This is a genomic window from Candidatus Thiodiazotropha endolucinida, assembly GCF_001715975.1.
GTDB lineage: Bacteria > Pseudomonadota > Gammaproteobacteria > Chromatiales > Chromatiaceae > Thiodiazotropha > Thiodiazotropha endolucinida.
The window spans coordinates 35,087-55,329 of the sequence record NZ_MARB01000008.1 but is presented as its reverse complement, the minus strand read 5'-3'; the positions used below and the strand labels follow the sequence as shown (position 1 = coordinate 55,329).

The following is a 20,243-nucleotide window of genomic DNA, read 5'->3' as shown; positions in this document are numbered from 1 at the left end:
GGTGTGGGCGCAGTCGACACAGAATACGGAAATCACTCCACCAGCAACCCCATCGCGGCAAGATAGCCTGCGACGCTGCTTTCCAGCCGATAGGCATCCACCGCAGCCAGCAGTTCGGATTTCGAAAGCGGATTGTCCAATTGACGCGCCATCGCTTCTGCCAGCCCAGGAGCATCGCCGGGCGCCACCAACAGCTCACCGGACAAACCGCCCAACAGCTCCGCCGGGCCGCTGGGACAGTCTGTGGAGACGACCGGTGTTTCTGCGGCCATCGCCTCGACAAGCACATTCCCCATCCCTTCCCATAAAGAGGAGAGCACGAACAGGGACGACTGTTTCATATATGGATAGGGATTGGCCACAAATCCAGGCAGGCTGACTCGATCTCCAAGGCCAAGTCGGTCTATCTCCTGTTCCAACCTCGCCCTGGCACGCCCCTCGCCAAGTATTAGCAAGCGGCAATCATAGTTTTCGGCCAACAGTGCAAAAGCCCGGATCAGGGTTGTGAAGTCCTTACGCCGGCATAGTTCGCCTGCGCCCAGAATGACCCGAGGTTTTCCCGGCCCGAACCAGGGGTGATCCAACGGCTCATCCAACTGACGCATAAATTGAGGCGTAATGAGTGGACTCGGCACCGCGGAAATCCGTTCCCGGGGTATACCGATGGTCGAAGCGAAGTCATCAGCAGCGCCTTTGGACGGGGTTAAAATGGCATCGGCCCGTCGATAGAGATAGCGCATCGAGTTACGCTGCACGAAACGATCAAAACGGCCTCTGCTGGCCAGATTGGCACTGACTGTGGTGCCACTGCGGACCACAAGGCGTGTCTTGGCACCGCTAAATGCCTGGGCAAATATGGCAGTTCTGTTGACCCGGTCCTTGTCGGTCAACAATACATTGGGACGGACCCGTTTCAAATACCGCAATAGTTCCGGCAGTGCAGTATAGACATGTCGGGCATTGAACTCGATAACCTGTAAGTTTTCTCTGAGCGGTTTATCGAGATAGGGGCCATGGTTGCCAATCTTGAGAAGATCAACCGGGTGGCCTGCCTGTGCCAGTCCCGGCAGCAGATTTTTTGCAAGCCGGTCGACGCCACTGTGTCCGGATGTGGCCAGAAAACAGGCAATCCGGGGTTTAGTGTCCATCGATTGCCTGTGGCACAGTCAACCCAAACGCAGCCATATAACCACGGGCGCTCTTCTCAAGCGTGTAGTCACTCACGGCCTCCTTCAGGCGTTTTGCATCCAATGGTTGCCTGAGGGTCTGCAACATGGCTTCGGCCAGTCTTTCCGGATCACCCATCGGCACCAATGGCGCCACCTCACCCCCACGGGTAACTTCATAGGGTCCGGACGGGCAGTCGGTACTCACACAGGAGATACCGAGTGCAAGTGCCTCTGTCAACACGTTTGGCGACCCCTCCCAAAGCGAAGATAGAACAAACAATTTTGCCGCTTTCAGATAGGCATAGGGGTTATCGACAAATCCAGGAAGCCGGAAATCCTCACCCAAATCCAGCTCCTGAGCCAGGCTCAACAGTTGTTCCTCTTTGTTGCCTTGACCGAGGATCATCAGCCTGCAGGGCAATTGCTTCCGTACCAGGGCAAAGGCACGCATTAGGGTCGGAAAGTCCTTCTGCCTGCGCAACCCCCCAATACCGAGAATCAGCGGGGGCAGAGCCGGTGCCAGCCATTCATCGTCAACGGACATCTCCGCTTGCTGATAAAGCTCCGGCGTGATGGTCGGATTCTTGATGACATTGATTTTAGCCAGTGGAATATGGCTGATCTCCACCACTTCATCAGCCACCCCCTGGGAGACCGCAACCACGCCATCCGCCCTGCTGAACAGTGAAACCAGTTGTCGTTTCTTCAACCAGCGACGAAGCGGATGTGTACCGCGCGCCTTCATTCTTGATAGCAGGGCTGTCCCGGGGCGCAGAAAAAAACGGGTTCGACCGGCATGGCGCTGTTTCGCCAGTAAAGCCACCTGGTCATCCAATGTCTTCGCGGAAAGTACGATATGCGGATCATTATTCCTCAGGTAGTCTATCAGCTTCGGTAACGCCGCCTTCTGCTTTGACACCTGAAATCTGATGATCCGCACTTCCGGCGGCAACAGGTGCAGGTAGGGGGCATCGGTCTCTTTGACGATGAAATCGACCCGGACACCGATAAGCGACAATCCACGGGCGATATTGACCATCATCCGTTCCACGCCGCCGTCGCCAAACTTGAGAATGAAGAGGCATACATGCGGCATACCCAGGGGTGTTTCACGCATTCGACCGCCAGTTTTGGGTAATCATCAATTTTCTCGGTATGTTCTGTGCAGGAATCTAATTATTCCATATACATCGGGATGGCATATAATTTATCATCCTTGCTGAGTCGCATACATCCTGCTACTGCATATGCAAAGGGAAAAAGGAGAAGTTATATGGTGCTGGAAAACCGAAAAGGAGACAAACCGATCCCGGACAACCTCAATGAAGTGCTGAACAATCTTCAACTGCTGGCACTGCAAAAAGCGGAAGGATTCGGTTGGAAACTGAAATTCGTACGCAGACCCCTGTTCCAGGAGGTCGTTCCTGTGATCACCGATCCGTCCGGCGATAAAATCGGCATATTGGAGCGTAACGGGGAGATCAATATGCACCCGGACACCAGGATCAGGCAATAGCGGTATAGATCAGGCAGAGCTATAGCCCGATTCACCTCCATCGATCAATTGTAGCTATACTTCCCGCCATCGCAGATATTGCCGGCGCCGTCCGTACCGATGAAATCTATGGTGCGGCCGCCACCGTTTACGCTGCCGCCAGGCCGGTTGGGCGATAGAGTAGAACAGATTTTATAGCCAACTATTCGATTTCACTCAACATGCGCCTGGCTTCCTGTCCCACGGTATTCTCAGGACCCAACTCTATAGCCCTGTTGAATGCTGCAGAAGCCGCCTCTTTGCTTCCCGTTTGTGCCAGCACAAACCCCAAAGTCAACTGTATGCGCTGAAAATCGGGCTGCTTGGAGGCGCCGGATTGCAATACCTCCACCGCGCGTTGAGATTGCCCGATATAGAACAGTGACAACCCGAGATCGTTATAGGTTTCCACATCGTCCGGGCTGATCTGTAATACACGCTCATACAGTTCAATCGCCTGTGGATACTCCTTTCGCATAAAGTAATCATCCGCAAGACGGGCTATCAATGCCGGGTCATCAGTTGCCAGGGCTTCAGAAGAAGGTTGGATTTTTACCGCCGGCTGCATGACTGCATCGAACGAACCCACTTGCGGATGGATCGCCGCCTCGGGCGAGGCAGCAGGGAGCTGACTGGTTGTCACGCTTGTATCTTCATAGTAACTGCGGGTAATCGCATAGACCAACAAGCCGTATGTGACTTGTGCAACGATAATTACCAGCCAGGTCAAAACACTGAATTTAGGCATATCAAACTGACCATCGGTTGTGATTCAAGGTAAACTTGAAATTAATTCTCTGAAACCTGCCGGGGTTTGGCAACATTGATTCTCAGAGCGCAATGTGACGGGAATCAATATATTTATCGCGCTTTTATTAAGGCCAATAGCTTATCCAGCGGCTTTTCATGCTCCTCGATGTGAGTGGAATCGAGCCAAGCATATAAGGATGTTCAATCACTTACAGCCACGCAAGACCCCGTTCTCCATCACCATGAAGGATCGGGTATAGCCCAGGCTATATCATGCAAAGTCCCGTAAAGACTTGCAGGTAGTGTGTTAATGCGTATTCTGAAATTTTCTATGTAAAAACAAAGGCCGCGAATAAACCCAAATAATCGCTAACAGAAAGCACCCGTATAAATCTGCCAGTTTTACGTTGCTGTCCGTTCGTCATAGCAAGGTCAATAACGGTAGGATCTGTAGCAGGTACTTGTCTTTACCAGGGAACGGTGCAAACCAGTACCTCTATATCTAATCGCTCAGCTGATAGCGGGTCCCGCAATAGGGGCAGACAGCACTGCCGGTCTTTTCAATGGGCAGATAGACCCGCGGGTGTAATCCGGCCAATGCCTCACCAGGCCTTGGACAGCTCAAAGGCAGATCATTTCGCGTGACCTTTTGCGCATCTTGCTGTGTTGCTTGAGTCTCTGTTTGCGTCATCCTCAATACTCCTGATCAGACATATGCGAGCCATTCCGGATGGAATGCAAGACGCCCGTGAACGAGATCGAAATAGTCTTTTTGCAATATGCTCGTGATCGGGCCGCGACCACCATTGCCGATGGGACGATTATCCACCTCGCGTATCGGTGTCACCTCAGCCGCGGTGCCGGTGAAGAACGCCTCATCCGCAATGTAGACCTCGTCCCGTGTTATCCGCTTTTCGATAACCTCGTAGCCCCGCTGTTCAGCCAATTCGATGACACTCTTTCGTGTGATTCCGTCCAGTGCCGATGTCAGGTCCGGGGTGTAGATAACGCCATCCCGCACAATAAAGATATTTTCACCGGAACCCTCCATGACATAGCCCTCGGCATCCAGCAGCAAGGCCTCATCATAGCCGTCATGCAGGGCTTCCTGGAGCGCCATCATGGAGTTCATATAGTTACCGTTCGCCTTGGCCCGGCACATGGTGATGTTGACATGGTGACGGGTAAACGAGGAGACGCGGATACGGATACCCTTCTCCATATTCTCCGCCCCAAGATAGGCGCCCCACTCCCATGCGGCCACCATGCAGTGTACCTTGAGATTGTCGGCCCGCAGCCCCATCCCCTCTGAACCGTAGAAACACATCGGCCGGATATAGGCGGAATCGAGATCATTCTCCCTGACCGCCGCCATTTGTGCCTGATTGAGGGTTTCACGGTCAAAGGGCATCGACATATTCAAGATATGTGCGGAGCGAAACAGCCGGTCGGTATGGTCCTGCAGGCGGAAGATGGCGGTACCCTTCTCTGCGTGGTATGCCCGCACACCTTCGAAGACCCCCATGCCATAGTGCAGGGTATGCGTCAGGACGTGGGTCTTAGCTTCACGCCATGGAACCATCTTGCCATCCAGCCAGATGACACCGTCACGGTCTGCCATTGTCGACATCATTGGAACATCTCTCGTTCAGTTTTTTTGTTTTGCATCATACAGGACCAGATCTCCTGTACCAGCGCCCGCTCTTCGGCGAGTTTTTCAATCTCGACCAGAGCCGGCAGATCCTGTAATGCGCTGCGGTGGTAGGCCGCGCGCAGTACCTTGTAGATCCCCATCATGCGCTCAGCCGCATAATCGTTCAGCAGACCGAGCTTGCTCATGGTCTCCAGTAGACGAATGTTGTCTGTCCACACCAGGAGTTCAGGATAGTCGTGCGCCCACCGGAGGACCGTGTATTGAACCATAAATTCTATATCGACGATACCGCCGGTTCCCTGCTTGAGATCAAATTGATCCGGGTTGCTCTTATCCAGGCCGGCTCGCATTTTCTCACGCATTTCGACCACTTCACCCTGTAACCGCGCAGGGTCCTGCTGCCTGCTGAGCACCTGGTGACGAATCGCTTCGAAGCGGTCATTGATCCGCTTGTCCCCCGCCACTACACGCGCCCTCACCAGCGCCTGGTGCTCCCATGTCCAGGCGTTGTTGTGTTGATAGGTCTCAAATGTCTCAAGCGAGCTGACCATCATCCCGGAGTTGCCGTTAGGCCGAAGCCGCATATCCACATCATAGAGAATGCCGGAGGGCGTCCGCGTGGTCATGATGTGAATAAAGCGTTGCGCCATTCGGGCATAGAAGACATCCACGGAGACCGGCTTGTGACCGTCCGTGAAGGCGTTCCTGTCGGCGCAGCCATGCAGAAAAACCATATCCAAATCGGAACCGAAACCCAATTCGATACCACCCAGTTTGCCATAGCCGACAACCGCAAAACCGGTCTCATCCCGGGCCAGCCCAGGGGGCCGCCCATGGCGTCGCACCAATTCCAGGTAGGTGAGTCGAATCACCTGCTCAATGACACTTTCGGCAATCCAGGTCAGATAGTCACTGACCACCATCAAAGGAATCTGCCCGGCGATGTCCGCCGCCGCAACCCGCAGCCTGTTACTCTGCGCGAAGAGACGCAGCAACTCCATCTGGCTCTCCAGGTCATTCTCATCGATACGGGCGAGCTGATCCGCCAGTTCCACATTGAGTTCAGCACGCTTCAGCGGGGAGTAGAGCCGCCTTGGATCGAGCAGTTCATCCAACAGGATAGGATGCCGGATCAGCATATTGGCGACCCAGGGACTGACCGCCGTCAATTTGACCAATTGTGATAGTACCAATGGATTCTCAACCAGCAGCGCGATGTAGGCGGTACGCTGGGCGATCGCTTCGAGCAGGCCGGTTACCCGATGCAGTGTATCGTCAGCCCACTCCGACTGCCCCACAGCCTCCAGCAGCAACGGCATCAATTGATCGAGTCGCTCCCGTCCCTTGGTACTCAGTCGACGATAGGCGTGGCTGCCACGAAATGTATGCAACTGCCGTAACGCCTGTTCACTGTTACTGAAGCCTGCCGCCCGCAGGGCTTCAATCGCCTGCTCCTGATCGACGCTATCATGCCAGACGCCGGTAAGTGGTTGAGTCTCTTCGTCACTCGATGTCTGCGGCGCGGCAAACACCATATCGAAGTGTTCCTGAACACGTCTGCGGTAGTGCTCAAGCTGGCTGGAGAAGTCATCCCAGCAGGCATATCCCATGGATCGGGCCAAGCGCAGCCTGCCTACTTCATCAGCCGGCAGGAGATGGGTCTGCCTGTCCTGCCATGCCTGCAGGCGATTCTCCACCAGGCGCAGGTATCGGTAGGATTCACTCAACTCCTGCACCGCATACTCCGGCATCAGCCCCCGCTCCTGCAGGCATTGCAGCACGAGCAGGATGGGCCTGATCTGAAGTTCCTTGTCCCGGCCACCGCGAATTAGCTGAAAGGCCTGACCGATGAACTCGATCTCGCGAATACCACCGGGACCAAGCTTGATATTGGCCTCCATGCCTTTTTTATGCAGTTCATTACTGATCAACTGCTTCATCTCGCGCAGGGATTCGATTGCTCCGAAATCGAGATATCGACGATATACGAAGGGGCGCAACAGGGCCATCAACTCATCCCCGGCACGCGAATCACCCGCCACTACACGCGCCTTGATCATGGCATAGCGTTCCCACTCCCGCCCCTGCGAGCCATAGTAACTCTCCATGGCGGCAAAACTCATGGCAAGAGGCCCGGCACTGCCAAAGGGACGCAGCCGGGTATCCACCCTGAATACAAAACCGTCACCCGTATGATTGTCCAATACCTGGACCAGACGCTGGCAGAGGCGGATAAAAAACTGCTCATTGGTGAATTGCCGTACACCATCGGTTTGGCCGCCTTCCGGATAGGCGAAGATCAGATCGATATCTGAGGATAGATTGAGCTCCCTAGCACCCAATTTACCCATCCCCAGGACCACCAGCGATTGCGCTTCGCCCTCCTGATTTCGAGGTGTGCCCATCTGATCGCAAAACCAGGCATAGAGCTTCTGCAGCGCCCGATCGATACAACTGTCCGCCAGTGCGGAAAGATCCTCCAAGGTTTCATCCAGCGGCGCCAATCCGGCAAGATCCCGCCAGATTATGCGTACCATCTGACGGCGACGAAATTCTCTGAGTATATGCGAAAGCCTAGTTTCATCGCTGACACTCTCCAACACGAGTGCAAGACGCTGCGACATTTCGCCTTCGTTGAAGGAGCGGTTCAGATCCCCATCCCGATAAAGATCCGGCAGCAATTCCAAATAACGCAGCGCGCACTGCACCACATAATCGCTTGCCTCCCAGACCTTCAGCGCAGCCTGATGAAATTCGGCCTGCTGGGGTATCGACAGTCCCGCTTCATTCAGTTTCTGCCGCCACTGCTGCCACTGTTTTTCTGTCTCTTGTTGCAGATTCACACGCAAACCCATGTCAGATTCAGGGTGGTAATGTTTCTATCATCCAATACTACACAGGGTATCATCCGCCCACCTCTCGATATTTGCTGATTTTACCCGTGCCTATTGCCACTGTTTTGCCAGTCTAACAGTTTTTTTCCGGCTTAATGTTATGGAATCCCTGACTGGATCAGAGCTTTCTTAAGTGGACTCATGAGACTCCGCTCCCAGGGCCTGTCAACGCTGATCCAAATCCAAGCCCCTCTCCGTTGCGTATATCAATCAGGCAATACACCATAGCGTTGGTACCCGGGATGGACTGGATCAGTTTCTTTTCAATGCAGGGCGTAGCGGCACTCTCAGCACTGTTTATCTTCGTCATCGGCTGTGCTGCATTGCTGGTGGTCATCCTGTTTATCATCGACCTCTCCCAGACCAGGGACGCTATCCGTCATAATTTTCCGGTAATCGGCCGTTTTCGATCCCTGTTCAACCGTCTGGGCGAGTTCTTCAGACAGTATTTCTTTGCCATGGACAGGGAGGAGATGCCATTCAACCGGGCAGAACGGGAGTGGGTCTACCACTCCGCTGCGGGGGTCGACAATACCATCGCCTTCGGCTCCACCAAATCGCTGAATACGCCAGGTACGATCCTGTTCGTCAACACCCCGTTTCCCACCCTGGCAAGCGATGCCGCCCATGCACCGCCGGTGATCATTGGGACCGGTTGCAGAGAGCCATACCGGACCGCTTCTCTGATCCACATATCCGGCATGAGTTATGGCGCCATCTCAATCCCGGCGGTTCGCGCCCTCTCTCGTGGGGCGAAACTGGCCGATTGCTGGCTGAATACCGGTGAAGGCGGTCTTTCACCCTATCATTTGGAAGGGGACTGCGACCTGGTATTTCAGATAGGCACCGCCAAATACGGCGTACGCGATAGAGCAGGCCGCTTCTGCAAGAAGAGGCTGACAGAGATTGCAGCCATCCCCCGGATTAAGATGTTCGAGATAAAACTCAGCCAGGGCGCCAAGCCGGGCAAGGGCGGCATACTGCCGGGCAGGAAAGTCACTGAAGAGATTGCTGCGATACGCGGCATCCCGGTGGGCGAGGCTTCCATATCACCCAATCGTCATCCAGAGATCTCCAACTTTTCAGAGTTACTGGACTTTATCAATCTTGTGCGCGACCTCTCCGGCAAGCCGGTTGGTTTCAAGACCGTGGTCGGAACCCATACCTGGCTCGAAGAGATGTGCGAAAAGATACATCAATGCGGTATTGCCTGCGCACCGGACTTCATCACCATCGATGGTGGCGACGGCGGCACCGGTGCGGCACCGATGCCACTGATGGACAGTGTCGGGCTGCCTATCAAGGCGGCTTTGCCGAAAGTCGTCGATATCCTTCAACGATACGGCCTGCGTGATCGAATCAAGGTGATCGCATCAGGCAAGTTGATCACGCCTTCGGAAACCGCCTGGGCATTCTGCGTTGGCGCGGATTTTGTCACTTCGGCACGTGGCTTTATGCTTGCTATGGGTTGCATCCAGGCCTTGAAGTGCAATAGAAACACCTGCCCCACGGGCATCACCACCCACAACAAGCGACTGCAGCGGGGACTCAATCCACAACAGAAGGCGCTGCGAATAAAGAATTTTGTCAATAAGATTCATTATGGCAGCGGGCTGATCGCTCACTCATGCGGCGTACCTCATCCACGGGCGCTTCGGCGCCACCATTGCCAGATTATTCAGGCCAATACTCAGCCCATCCCGCTCGATGAGCTCTATCCATACCAGCAAACAGCAGCGCTGTATCGCGCCGATGCATAAATGAAAAGGCCCGCTGAGCAGGCACAGAAGTCTCAGCGGGCCAGGTTATATATACAAAGATCAGTTCAGCTTGCTTTGAATAGTCTGCATCATGCGTACGATCTCTTCAGAGAGCGGACCGACCCGTTGATACTCCCTCTCGGCAGCCTGCATATCACCCCTGTTCTTGAGGTCGGCTATACGCTTGATCAGTTCATGCAACTCTCTATGCGGCTTTTCTATCTGGTTTATTTCGCTGATATGGGACAGCTCTTTACGCCCCACATTTTCATACCAGACTCCAAACCCGCAAGCCTTGTGATCATAAGCGACCCGCTCATCCAAGGACCCTTTGCCATCCAGAAAACCCCGCAGTTTGGTCTTCCAGCTCAGATGCGCGGCCATCGCCTGCTGTAACTGATTGGAGTGAGCATCCCCGGTATTGAAATCCGACAACAGCTTACCCAGCAGGTCGACCTCTTTCGACATCGCCTCACTCGCCTCATAACTCTTGGCCGAATCCTGGGAGGTCGCTTCCGCCACATGGGTAATGTCGACGATATTACGATTGATATCCTCCGCCACCGCACTCTGCTCCTCGGCTGCGGTTGCAATCTGGGAGCTCATCTGAGAGATGGTATCGACGACCCGGGTTATCTCCTCGAGGGCCTCATGCGCACGACCGGCATGGTCGACACTCTCGGCAGCCTGTTGTTGGCTGGTCTCCATAACCGTGACCGTCTCTCTGACACCTGTCTGCAGGCTTTCGATCATCTCCTGGATCTCCTCGGTGGAGTCCTGAGTGCGTTTGGCGAGGGTTCTGACCTCATCGGCCACCACAGCAAAACCACGTCCCTGCTCACCGGCACGGGCCGCCTCAATGGCCGCATTCAATGCCAGCAGGTTGGTCTGGTCCGCGATTCCGCGTATGACGTCGAGTACCGATCCGATTCGTTCACTGTCCTGCTCCACATGCCGCACCGTCTCTACCGCCCTGCCCACTTCGGAAGCCAGGGAATCGATGCTGCTGGTTACTGCATTCACCACGTCCCGTCCGCTGTTGGCCTGCTGGTCGGCCTGCCGTGCAGCCTCTGCAGTCTGGGTGGTATTCTGCGCCACTTCATGCACGGTCGCCGACATCTCTGTCATCGCCGTCGCCACCTGCGTTGTCTGCTCATGCTGTTTGGTGATGCCATCCCGGGTATGCTCGGCCAGTGTGGCGAAATCACCTATCCGGATGCTCAGATTCGCAGTCGCATTGGAGACCTTCTTGATCATTCCCTCGGTCTTGTCGGCAAAAAGATTATAGGCCCGTGAAAGCCGCGTTACCTCGTCAGATCCCGACTCGTCCATGCGTACGGTAAGATCACCTTCAGCAGAGGCGATTCCTTCCATCGCTACGGCGGCATCGCAAATCGGCTTCACCACACCACGACTGATCAGCCACACCATCGACCCGATCAGCAAAACGGAGAGCAGACCCAATCCAATCACCATCATCATCAGATTCGACATGGAATCCGCGAAATAGCTACGATCTTTTGCCAGCACCAATACACCGATGGACTCACCTGAGTAGTTCTTTACCGATGCCGCATAGTAGGCGACAGGCTTGCCGTCGAGTTCGCCCTTGTCGAAAATGTGCTTTTCGGCACCCAAACCCTTCAGCTGCTGCATACCGACAAGGTCGTTGCCCGCCATGGTGGTGGCAAACCTATCCATCGTGCCGTTGCGGTTGATGTAGAGCTCCATGTCTATTTCATGATTCTTGGAATACTCGTCGAAAAAAGACTGGCCGAAAGACATGCCGAACTCCACGGTTCCCACATGCTGACCATCATGACTGACAGGCACCAACCCCCGCACACCGAGACCGGCAACACCCACCTCCAGGCCCTGTATCACCTTTTTACTCTTATTACCTTCCACCACGGTGAGACGGAAAGAGGAAAGATCATCGCCAAACTTGGCAGGCTTGTGAACTCTCAGAAAAGAGGTGGCCGGCGGTTCATGAAACTGAAACTGGCGCACGCCATACTCTTTTTTCAATGCCTGGAAGCCAGGCACGAAGAGCTGTTCCAGCGCGGCGCGATCACGACTGGCGAAATAGCCCTGAACCTCGGGAATACCGGCAACCAAGGCACTCATTGCCTTGGCGAGACGCCCTTCAGACTCGATCCCTGCCACTACGGTTTTAAAGATCTCCTGCATCTCATTCTCTTCCGCCGAGTGCAGTGCACCACCCATGAAGTTAAAGGCGGCCGAGAGGGTGATCGCAAGAACGATAACAACAGCCAGGACTGTAGCAATGACAAACCGCGGTGTGATGCCGATATTCCTGAACATGACTTTTCCCCGATAGAAAGACGCATCCCTCCGTCAAAAATAAAATCCTCAACCAATACAGATAACGGCACAAACGGGAAAAAATTTACTTGTACAATGCAAAAAGCCCCACGCCTGTAGAGGCGTGGGGCTTAACGACAGGTTATCTGTCTGTAGGGCGAATTACATCATGCCGCCCATACCGCCCATGCCGCCCATATCACCCATCGGCGGTGCGGCGGCCTCATCCTTTGGCTCTTCAGCCACCATGCATTCGGTGGTGACCATCAAGCCGGCCACGGAAGAGGCATTCTGCAATGCATAGCGGGTTACCTTGGTCGGATCGAGGATACCCATGTCCATCATATCGCCGTACTCGTCATTGCTGGCATTGAAGCCGTAGTTGCCTTCTCCTCCACGCACCTTGTCGAGCACCACTGAGGGCTCGCCACCCGCATTGGCAACGATCTGACGCAGCGGCTCTTCCATGGCACGGCGCGCAATCGCAATACCCACATCCTGATCGTGATTTTCACCAGACAGCTGTTCGATCGATTGCAGTGCGCGCACCAGTGCGACGCCACCACCTGGCACGATGCCCTCCTCGACGGCAGCGCGGGTCGCATGCAGGGCGTCCTCGACACGCGCCTTTTTCTCTTTCATCTCAACTTCAGTGGCGGCACCGACCTTGATCACGGCCACACCACCTGCCAGTTTGGCGACACGCTCTTGCAGCTTTTCACGATCGTAATCGGAGGAGGTCTCCTCGATCTGGCCTCGGATCTGCTCGACTCGGGCCTTGATATCGCCTTCGGCACCTGCGCCGTCGATGATGGTTGTCTCCTCTTTGGAGATAGTCACCTTCTTGGCATTACCCAGATCGTCCAATGTGGCCTTCTCAAGGGAGAGGCCGACCTCTTCCGAAATTACGGTGCCACCGGTGAGGATTGCGATATCCTGCAACATGGCCTTGCGGCGATCACCGAAGCCGGGGGCTTTAACCGCAGTGACCTTGACGATTCCGCGCAGATTATTGACGACCAGGGTGGCCAGGGCCTCGCCTTCCACGTCCTCGGCAATGATCAGCAGCGGCTTGCCGGCCTTCGCCACACCTTCGAGCACCGGCAGAAGATCGCGGATATTCGAGATTTTCTTGTCATGCAGCAGGATATAAGGGTCTTCCAGTTCGGCCGACTGACTCTGCTGATTGGTGACAAAATAGGGTGAGAGGTAACCGCGATCAAACTGCATGCCTTCGACCACATCCAGCTCGTTCTGCAGCGCCGATCCCTCTTCCACGGTGATTACACCCTCTTTCCCCACTTTCTGCATCGCCTCGGCGATAATGTCACCGATATTAACGTCGGAGTTTGCAGAAATGGTGCCGACCTGGGCGATCTCCTTGTCATCGGAGCAGGGGCGGGAGATCACCTTCAGCTCCTCAACGGCCGCCAATACAGCCTTGTCGATACCACGCTTGAGATCCATCGGATTCATGCCGGCCGCGACAGCCTTCAGACCTTCTCGCACCATGGCTTGGGCCAAGACGGTTGCGGTGGTGGTGCCGTCACCGGCAACGTCCGAGGTCTGAGAGGAGACCTCTTTCACCATCTGTGCACCCATGTTTTCAAACTTGTCTGACAGCTCTATCTCCTTGGCCACGGAGACGCCGTCTTTAGTCATGGTCGGGGCACCGAAGCTTTTCTCCAACACCACATTTCGGCCTTTAGGGCCAAGGGTCACCTTCACGGCGTTGGCCAGAATATTGACACCCTTAATCATACGTTGACGGGCTTCATCACCAAATTGTACTTCTTTTGAACTCATGTCTTAATTCCTTGGGTAAATGTTGAGAATCTTTACCAGGGCTTGCCTGTATCGTTCTGTGTTCGAAAGTTCAGGGATTAGTCTTCGATCACACCCATGATGTCTTCTTCACGCATGACGAGAACTTCCTCACCACCCAACTTCACTTCAGTACCGGAGTATTTGCCAAACAGCACCTTATCTCCGACCTTGACATCCAACGGCCGGGCCTCACCGCTTTCGGTGACCTTACCGTTGCCGACAGCGAGTATTTCACCAAGAACAGGTTTCTCGGTAGCTGCATCAGGGAGCACAATGCCACCTGGGCTGGTGCGCTCCTCTTCCTTACGACGAACGATCACGCGATCGTGCAGCGGACGAATATTCATCGACTGATTCTCCTCAATAAATGGTTTTTCTGAAAAATCGATATTGGGTTCTTGTTACCAGGCAAGGCTGTTAGCACTCACCAGAACTGAGTGCTAATAATAGAGGGAAAAAGCTGTTAGTCAAGGCTGTCTGGGGAGATTTTTCAACGGCAGATTGCCACCTATCCAGCACGTTGGGCCCAATCTGTGTGATAATTACCGTATTTACACCAAAGCTATACAGCAAGAGGCCAATCATGAGGCAAGCCAAACAGGGTGATACCGTCCGCATCCACTACACCGGCACGCTGGATGACGGAACCCAATTCGATTCTTCGGTAGATCGGGAACCATTCGAATTCACCCTTGGCGAAAGAGCGGTTATCCCCGGCTTCGAAACGGGCGTGGAGGGTATGCAGGTCGGTGACCAGAAAACGATCCATATTGCCGCTGATGATGCCTATGGTCAGCGTAACGACGCCCTCATCGAGAAGGTTCCACTGGAGCACTTCCCCGATGATCTGAATATCGAGGTGGGCATGCATCTTCAGGCACAAAGCCCGAATGGCGAACATTTCAATGTGGTTGTTACCGCTCTCAGCGACAAGGATGCGACTATCGACGGCAATCATCCGTTGGCAGGGGAGGCTCTGAACTTCGATCTTGAACTGCTGGAAATCGTGTAATCTACGGGTTTTACACGGATAATCTGTATCTTTGACAATTTAAATAAAGCGTAAGACTGGGAGGCTGAAATGGCTCAAGCTAAAAAAAAGGCGCCAAGCAAAAAACCAAAAAAAATCAACAACAAGGTCTATGAAAAGGAGCTGTTCAAGTTACAGCTGGAACTTGTCAAACTTCAGGAGTGGATCAAGCATAAGGGCCTGAAAGTCGTTGTCATCTTCGAGGGCCGGGATGCTGCCGGAAAGGGTGGCGTGATAAAGCGCATCACCCAACACCTCAGTCCGCGTATCTGCCCCGTGGTCGCCCTGCCCGCCCCCACGGAAAGGGAACAGACCCAGTGGTATTTCCAACGCTACGTACCTCATCTGCCCGCTGCCGGCGAGATGGCACTGTTCGACCGCAGTTGGTACAACCGGGCAGGCGTCGAGAAGGTGATGGGATTCTGTAGCGAGGATGAATATCAGGAATTCATGCGTTCCTGCCCAGAGTTTGAGCGCATGTTGGTACGTTCCGGTATCATCCTCATCAAATACTGGTTCTCCGTATCCGATGAGGAGCAGGAGAGGAGATTCCAGAGCAGACTGGAAGAACCGCTCAAGCGCTGGAAGCTGAGCCCGATGGACCTGGAGTCCCGTTCCCGCTGGCTGGAATACTCAAAGGCGAAAGATGAGATGTTTGCTCACACCGATATCAAACAGGCACCCTGGTATGTGGTGAACTCCGATATCAAGAAACACGCCCGGCTCAACTGTATCGCCCATCTCTTAAGCATGATCCCCTACAAGGACCTGACCCCCGAACCTATCGAACTGCCTCATCGCGCCCCCGACGTAGGCTACGTGAGGCCACCGATCACCGACCAGACATTTGTCCCGGAATTATATCCCTAAACGGCAATCCGATCCCATCCCGGCACACGCCGGGATGAGTTAGGGCCTTTTATTCATCATCCTCGCGCTTGAATTCACCTTCGATCACCCGCCTCTCCGGGTTTCTGTTCGATCCATTGGGCGGAGGCCCCGCTGGACCCATGACGCCACCCTGTTGCAATCCCAATGTAATCAACCATCGCCGCACGGGGGGAACCAGAAACACGAAACCGACCACATCGGTGATAAAACCCGGGAGCAGCAACAGAAATCCACACACCAGCAAAACCGCGCCCTCCATCATCTCAAAGGCCGGCACTTCCCCACGATCCATCGAACCACGCACTTTGGAGAGGGTTGAAAAGCCCTGTGTTCGCACCATCCAACCACCGAGCAAGGCAGTGAAAACAGTCAGGAAAATCGTCGAAAAAGCACCGATCTGGGAACCCACCTCAATAAGAAAGTAGAGCTCCACCAGCGGAACGCCTACAAATAACAGCAAAAAGAGTAACAGAGGATTCATAACGGAAGAGCTTACGCGGGGAGCCATGCCCATACAAGACTCCAAGCCTCTTAGCCAGATTCACCTTGCCGGCAGACTATATTGCTCTGCACAAGGATTGAATCAGCTTGAATTCTGCACTCTTAGGGCAATTGATTTCGAAAAATATTCATGTTCTTATCAAACTTGACGACATAAAGAAACCAGAGTGCAATTGCACAATACAAGCTATTATTATCTGTTCGTTAAAGGGAAAGTGATGAAAATGAAACTATCAACCAATCTACAGAGAACACCTGGCTTTACCGCCCTGGCCGCCATAGTGGCGGCCGCCTTCATCGGCCTGAGCGGTTGTGAAGCGACAATGCCGAAAATGGGAGGATCATCCGGACACACGGTGACCGGCGCCGCAGGCGGCGAAACCTCGGAGGGCGCGAATAGCGCGTTGGAGAGCTGCGATGAGACACTGGGCACGCTGGCCGTGGTTGAAGACCAGTCCGCCCCCTGGTGGGCCACCTACAGGCATCGCTATCCCACACTGGGCACCACAGTCCCGGTTCTGCGCACAATGATCCAGCAATCCAACTGTTTCGTTGTCGTCGAACGCGGCAGAGCGATGAACAACATGATGCAGGAACGTGCCCTGATGAAGTCCGGGGAAATGCGCCAAGGGAGTAACTTCGGCAAGGGTCAGATGGTTGCTGCCGACTACACCATGAACCCGAGTATCCAGTTCTCAGAAAAGGGCACTGGCGGCGTCAAGGGCATTGTCGGCGGCTTGTTTGGATCCGTTGCCGGCGCACTGGCGGGCGGATTGAAGTCCAACGAGGCCGCCACCACCCTGCTGCTGGTGGACAACCGCTCAGGGGTGCAGGTTTCATCCTCCGTGGGTAATGCAAAGAACTTTGACTATAACCTGTTCGGCGGCCTGTTCGGTGGCGGCGCAGGCGCATTCACCAACACCCCGGAAGGCAAGGTGATTACCGCTGCCTTCGCCGATTCCTTCAACCAGATGGTCAAGGCGCTGAGAAACTACAAGGCACAGACCGTCAAGGGTGGCCTGGGCAAGGGTGGACGCCTGAAAGTCGGCAACTGAGCCGATCACCGCCTCTGATCCAGAGGCCTACCTACAAAGGCGGCCCTTGGCCGCCTTTATCATTTCCGCATCAGAGCCAAACCCGGCCAATTGCATATGGTTTGATGCATCACGGCAATCATAAACTATTTGGGAATCATCCTCCCATAAGACACCGACTGCTCCGTTGCGAATTTTGCCAGTTCCATGTGGATAGTGTATTTTCCGCCAATGCCGACACCACTCCTCTTGATTCTCTGTACCGCACCGGACAGGGAGACTGCACTAAAGCTCTCCAGGTCATTGCTGGAGCAGAGGCTGGCAGCCTGCGTCAACCTCTCCCCGCCCGTAACCTCCGTATACCATTGGCAGGGAAGGCTGGAAGAGTCTGAAGAGATCCTGCTGCTGATCAAGACAACTAAACAACAATATAACAATGTGGAGGCAACGCTCCGGGCACAACATCCCTATGAACTTCCGGAAATCATCGCAGTCCCTGTAGAGCAGGGGCTGGACGATTACATCGACTGGGTGGAGAGATGCACAAAAGAATAGACTTGATAACAATGTTCCTGATGCTGCTGGTGTTATCCAGCCTGAGCATGGCGGCATGGAACGAGGAAGACCTGTTGTTGCCCGACCAGGCCTTCCAGATCTCCGGCCGCACCGATGGCACGGAAAAGCTCCTCGTAGAATGGCGCATTGCCGACGGCTACTACATGTATCGCGACAAGATCCAGTTCGACAGCGACACTATAGGCATAGAAATCGGAGAACCGAAACTATCGCAAGCCAAGATAAAGAACGACGAATTCTTCGGCGAGGTCGCCGTCTATCGCAATAAAGCCACTGCGGAAATCCCGATTCGTCGCATGCAGGGATCCCAGGAAACACTATTGTTAAAGGCCCGCTCTCAGGGCTGTGCGGACCTGGGAATCTGCTTTCCGCCGCACATGCAGGAGATACGACTGGCACTGGAGCCGATTGCAGCCGGCAATCGCACCGCAGCCGTCGGTGAGCCATTATTCGACATCGGCGATTCAGCTTCGAATCAACTGTTTGACAACAATATCGAAGATGACCTGCTGGATCCGGAAGAGGCCTATAAACTCTCGGTAACCGTCGAGGATGGAACTCATCTCCGCCTCTACTGGAGTATCGCTGAAGGGACCTATCTCTATCACGATAAGATTATACTTTCCACAGGCGAGAACCAGGGAGTTGCCCTGGGTCAGTTCACACTACCTGATCCGGAGATCAAGCAGGATACGGTTAGGCCCGATGGCACCATTGGCGAAGTTGCCGTTTACCACGACGAGATAGATCTCATCCTGCCACTGGTAAGAAGCAGCACGGAAGCAGCAGAGGTCACATTGAACGTGGGTTATCAGGGGTGCGCCGAGATCGGCGTATGCTATCCGCCTATCAACAAACAGTTCACCCTCGCACTGCCAGCCATCTCCGAGGCAGAGGCAAACGAAACCATAAGCCCCGCCGGCACCCCACCGACCGCATCCTCCAATGAGCCGATCTCTGAACTGGACGAGATCACCGAAACCATGAAAGGCGGGTCAATCCTGCTTATCATCGGTCTCTTTTTTCTACTCGGTCTGGGATTGGCATTTACACCTTGCATCTTTCCCATGATCCCCATTCTTTCCGGCATCATTGCGGGACACGGCGACAAGATCACCACACAGAAGGCCTTCATACTATCACTGGTCTATGTATTGGCGATGGCGATCACCTATACCATTGCAGGGGTTCTGGCCGGAATGTTCGGCGAAAACCTGCAGGCCTATTTTCAGAACCCATGGATACTCAGTGCCTTTGCCTTGGTCTTTGTCCTGCTGGCCTTGTCAATGTTTGGTTTCTATGACCTGCAACTGCCCAGCAGCCTGCAGAGCCGTCTTACCGAAGTCAGCAACAGACAACAGGGCGGCTCCCTCACCGGGGTTGCCATCATGGGATTTCTCTCTGCCCTGATAGTCGGCCCCTGTGTCGCACCACCGTTGGCGGGTGCGCTGATCTACATCGGCCAGACCGGTGACGCGCTGCTGGGAGGCTTGGCCCTGTTTACCCTCAGTATGGGCATGGGAACGCCGGTGATTGCAATCGGCACCTCCGCCGGTAAGCTGCTGCCGCGTGCCGGCAGTTGGATGGATGCCGTCAAGGCCGTATTCGGTGTCGCCCTGCTGGCTGTCGCCATCATCCTGCTTGAGCGTATCATCCCGGCCGATATCGCTATGCTGCTCTGGGGCATCCTCTTCATCGTCTCCGCAATCTACATGGGAGCCCTGCGCAATCTGGAGATCGAGGCAAGTGGTTGGCAGAAGCTGTGGAAAGGTCTCGGTTTCGTGTTTCTGGTCTACGGCACATTGATGTTGGTCGGCGCTGCTGCAGGCGGTAAGGATACCTTGCAACCACTTCGCGGGATTGCCATAGCTGGAGGCGCTGGCAGTGCCCAGGGTCATCAGGAACTTCAATTCAAACGCATCAAAAGCTTGGACGACCTGCAACGCGAGGTCGCTTTTGCCAGCAGTCAGGGGAAACCGGTGATGCTGGACTTCTATGCCGACTGGTGCGTCTCCTGCAAAGAGATGGAGAAATATACCTTTTCCGATCCCCAGGTGATCAATGCGCTTGCCAATACACACCTGCTGCAGGCCGATGTCACCGCCAATGACGACATCGACCAGGCATTGTTGCAGGAGCATTTCGGCCTACCCGGCCCGCCTGCCATCATCTTTTACGGCAGTGATGGACGGGAGCGCAAGAACTACCGGCTCGTGGGATTCAAACCCGCCGAGGAATTCAGCGCCCACGCGACCAGAGCCATACAGTAATTTGCGACGATCTTGGCATGTACTGCAT

Annotated in this window: 17 protein-coding genes; 7 read left to right on the top strand and 10 right to left on the bottom strand. The window is 54.5% G+C overall.

What is annotated here, in order from left to right; translation table 11 throughout:
* Positions 1–32: 32 nt before the first annotated feature.
* Both CODIS_RS08345 and CODIS_RS08340 read right to left on the bottom strand, forming a co-directional pair.
* Positions 33–1,148 (bottom strand): glycosyltransferase, encoded by a 1,116-nt coding sequence (locus tag CODIS_RS08345; RefSeq protein WP_069123837.1) that lies wholly within the window; start codon positions 1,146–1,148, stop codon positions 33–35.
* Positions 1,138–2,286: a glycosyltransferase gene (locus tag CODIS_RS08340; RefSeq protein WP_069123834.1), complete on the bottom strand. Its 1,149-nt coding sequence runs from the start codon at positions 2,284–2,286 to the stop codon at positions 1,138–1,140. The genes CODIS_RS08345 and CODIS_RS08340 overlap by 11 nt, the downstream gene beginning before the upstream one ends.
* A 156-nt stretch (positions 2,287–2,442) precedes the next feature.
* Here CODIS_RS08340 and CODIS_RS08335 point away from each other — a divergent pair, with 156 nt between their 5' ends.
* Positions 2,443–2,685, top strand: a complete 243-nt coding sequence (locus CODIS_RS08335) for a hypothetical protein (protein WP_069123832.1) — start codon at positions 2,443–2,445, stop codon at positions 2,683–2,685.
* 181 nt (positions 2,686–2,866) lie between these two features.
* Here the strand turns inward: CODIS_RS08335 and CODIS_RS08330 are convergent, their stop codons facing one another.
* The 4 genes from CODIS_RS08330 to glnE form a co-directional block, all read right to left on the bottom strand.
* Positions 2,867–3,451 carry a tetratricopeptide repeat protein gene (locus CODIS_RS08330; protein ID WP_069123829.1) on the bottom strand — a complete coding sequence of 195 codons (585 nt, stop codon included), beginning with the start codon at positions 3,449–3,451 and terminating at the stop codon, positions 2,867–2,869.
* A gap of 504 nt (positions 3,452–3,955) precedes the next feature.
* Positions 3,956–4,144: a zinc-finger domain-containing protein gene (locus CODIS_RS08325; protein ID WP_069123826.1), complete on the bottom strand. Its 189-nt coding sequence runs from the start codon at positions 4,142–4,144 to the stop codon at positions 3,956–3,958.
* A 15-nt stretch (positions 4,145–4,159) separates the two neighbouring features.
* On the bottom strand, positions 4,160–5,083 hold the full coding sequence (locus CODIS_RS08320) for a branched-chain amino acid transaminase (protein ID WP_069124147.1): 924 nt from the start codon (positions 5,081–5,083) through the stop codon (positions 4,160–4,162).
* A complete protein-coding gene (glnE, locus tag CODIS_RS08315) occupies positions 5,083–7,962 on the bottom strand; it encodes a bifunctional [glutamate--ammonia ligase]-adenylyl-L-tyrosine phosphorylase/[glutamate--ammonia-ligase] adenylyltransferase (protein ID WP_069123823.1) in 2,880 nt (959 codons plus the stop codon). The genes CODIS_RS08320 and glnE overlap by 1 nt, the downstream gene beginning before the upstream one ends.
* Positions 7,963–8,243: 281 nt before the next feature.
* Here glnE and CODIS_RS08310 point away from each other — a divergent pair, with 281 nt between their 5' ends.
* Complete coding sequence (locus CODIS_RS08310) at positions 8,244–9,761, top strand: FMN-binding glutamate synthase family protein (protein WP_235615160.1); 1,518 nt, start codon at positions 8,244–8,246, stop codon at positions 9,759–9,761.
* Between the two features lie 60 nt (positions 9,762–9,821).
* Here the strand turns inward: CODIS_RS08310 and CODIS_RS08305 are convergent, their stop codons facing one another.
* The 3 genes from CODIS_RS08305 to CODIS_RS08295 all read right to left on the bottom strand — a co-directional run bounded on the left by CODIS_RS08305 (position 9,822) and on the right by CODIS_RS08295 (position 14,260).
* Positions 9,822–12,086, bottom strand: a complete 2,265-nt coding sequence (locus tag CODIS_RS08305; protein WP_069123820.1) for a methyl-accepting chemotaxis protein — start codon at positions 12,084–12,086, stop codon at positions 9,822–9,824.
* Between the two features lie 162 nt (positions 12,087–12,248).
* Positions 12,249–13,892: a chaperonin GroEL gene (gene groL, locus CODIS_RS08300; RefSeq protein WP_069123817.1), complete on the bottom strand. Its 1,644-nt coding sequence runs from the start codon at positions 13,890–13,892 to the stop codon at positions 12,249–12,251.
* A 77-nt stretch (positions 13,893–13,969) separates the two neighbouring features.
* On the bottom strand, positions 13,970–14,260 hold the full coding sequence (locus CODIS_RS08295) for a co-chaperone GroES (RefSeq protein WP_069123814.1): 291 nt from the start codon (positions 14,258–14,260) through the stop codon (positions 13,970–13,972).
* A gap of 236 nt (positions 14,261–14,496) precedes the next feature.
* Here CODIS_RS08295 and CODIS_RS08290 point away from each other — a divergent pair, with 236 nt between their 5' ends.
* Together CODIS_RS08290 and ppk2 are read left to right on the top strand one after the other, a co-directional pair.
* Positions 14,497–14,925 carry an FKBP-type peptidyl-prolyl cis-trans isomerase gene (locus tag CODIS_RS08290; protein WP_069123811.1) on the top strand — a complete coding sequence of 143 codons (429 nt, stop codon included), beginning with the start codon at positions 14,497–14,499 and terminating at the stop codon, positions 14,923–14,925.
* 69 nt (positions 14,926–14,994) lie between these two features.
* A complete protein-coding gene (gene ppk2 / locus CODIS_RS08285) occupies positions 14,995–15,813 on the top strand; it encodes a polyphosphate kinase 2 (RefSeq protein WP_069123809.1) in 819 nt (272 codons plus the stop codon).
* A gap of 49 nt (positions 15,814–15,862) precedes the next feature.
* Here the strand turns inward: ppk2 and CODIS_RS08280 are convergent, their stop codons facing one another.
* Positions 15,863–16,342, bottom strand: a complete 480-nt coding sequence (locus CODIS_RS08280) for an FxsA family protein (RefSeq protein ID WP_235615159.1) — start codon at positions 16,340–16,342, stop codon at positions 15,863–15,865.
* A gap of 217 nt (positions 16,343–16,559) precedes the next feature.
* Here CODIS_RS08280 and CODIS_RS08275 point away from each other — a divergent pair, with 217 nt between their 5' ends.
* The 3 genes from CODIS_RS08275 to dsbD all read left to right on the top strand — a co-directional run bounded on the left by CODIS_RS08275 (position 16,560) and on the right by dsbD (position 20,215).
* Positions 16,560–17,390: a CsgG/HfaB family protein gene (locus CODIS_RS08275; protein WP_069124138.1), complete on the top strand. Its 831-nt coding sequence runs from the start codon at positions 16,560–16,562 to the stop codon at positions 17,388–17,390.
* Between the two features lie 210 nt (positions 17,391–17,600).
* On the top strand, positions 17,601–17,924 hold the full coding sequence (gene cutA / locus CODIS_RS08270; protein WP_069124135.1) for a divalent-cation tolerance protein CutA: 324 nt from the start codon (positions 17,601–17,603) through the stop codon (positions 17,922–17,924).
* The gene (dsbD, locus tag CODIS_RS08265) at positions 17,909–20,215 is read left to right on the top strand and encodes a protein-disulfide reductase DsbD (RefSeq protein ID WP_069123807.1); all 2,307 of its coding nucleotides are present in this window, start codon (positions 17,909–17,911) and stop codon (positions 20,213–20,215) included. Before cutA ends, dsbD begins: the two co-directional genes overlap by 16 nt.
* Positions 20,216–20,243 lie beyond the last annotated feature (28 nt).

Excerpts from the sequence above, each read along its gene's own strand:
- CODIS_RS08345 (WP_069123837.1), bottom strand. The coding sequence starts at position 1,148 with ATGGACACTAAACCCCGGATTGCCTGTTTTCTGGCCACATCCGGACAC.
- CODIS_RS08340 (WP_069123834.1), bottom strand. The coding sequence starts at position 2,286 with ATGCGTGAAACACCCCTGGGTATGCCGCATGTATGCCTCTTCATTCTC.
- CODIS_RS08335 (WP_069123832.1), top strand. The coding sequence starts at position 2,443 with ATGGTGCTGGAAAACCGAAAAGGAGACAAACCGATCCCGGACAACCTC.
- CODIS_RS08330 (WP_069123829.1), bottom strand. The coding sequence starts at position 3,451 with ATGCCTAAATTCAGTGTTTTGACCTGGCTGGTAATTATCGTTGCACAA.
- CODIS_RS08325 (WP_069123826.1), bottom strand. The coding sequence starts at position 4,144 with ATGACGCAAACAGAGACTCAAGCAACACAGCAAGATGCGCAAAAGGTC.
- CODIS_RS08320 (WP_069124147.1), bottom strand. The coding sequence starts at position 5,083 with ATGTCGACAATGGCAGACCGTGACGGTGTCATCTGGCTGGATGGCAAG.
- glnE (WP_069123823.1), bottom strand. The coding sequence starts at position 7,962 with ATGGGTTTGCGTGTGAATCTGCAACAAGAGACAGAAAAACAGTGGCAG.
- CODIS_RS08310 (WP_235615160.1), top strand. The coding sequence starts at position 8,244 with ATGGACTGGATCAGTTTCTTTTCAATGCAGGGCGTAGCGGCACTCTCA.
- CODIS_RS08305 (WP_069123820.1), bottom strand. The coding sequence starts at position 12,086 with ATGTTCAGGAATATCGGCATCACACCGCGGTTTGTCATTGCTACAGTC.
- groL (WP_069123817.1), bottom strand. The coding sequence starts at position 13,892 with ATGAGTTCAAAAGAAGTACAATTTGGTGATGAAGCCCGTCAACGTATG.
- CODIS_RS08295 (WP_069123814.1), bottom strand. The coding sequence starts at position 14,260 with ATGAATATTCGTCCGCTGCACGATCGCGTGATCGTTCGTCGTAAGGAA.
- CODIS_RS08290 (WP_069123811.1), top strand. The coding sequence starts at position 14,497 with ATGAGGCAAGCCAAACAGGGTGATACCGTCCGCATCCACTACACCGGC.
- ppk2 (WP_069123809.1), top strand. The coding sequence starts at position 14,995 with ATGGCTCAAGCTAAAAAAAAGGCGCCAAGCAAAAAACCAAAAAAAATC.
- CODIS_RS08280 (WP_235615159.1), bottom strand. The coding sequence starts at position 16,342 with ATGGCTCCCCGCGTAAGCTCTTCCGTTATGAATCCTCTGTTACTCTTT.
- CODIS_RS08275 (WP_069124138.1), top strand. The coding sequence starts at position 16,560 with ATGAAACTATCAACCAATCTACAGAGAACACCTGGCTTTACCGCCCTG.
- cutA (WP_069124135.1), top strand. The coding sequence starts at position 17,601 with ATGCCGACACCACTCCTCTTGATTCTCTGTACCGCACCGGACAGGGAG.
- dsbD (WP_069123807.1), top strand. The coding sequence starts at position 17,909 with ATGCACAAAAGAATAGACTTGATAACAATGTTCCTGATGCTGCTGGTG.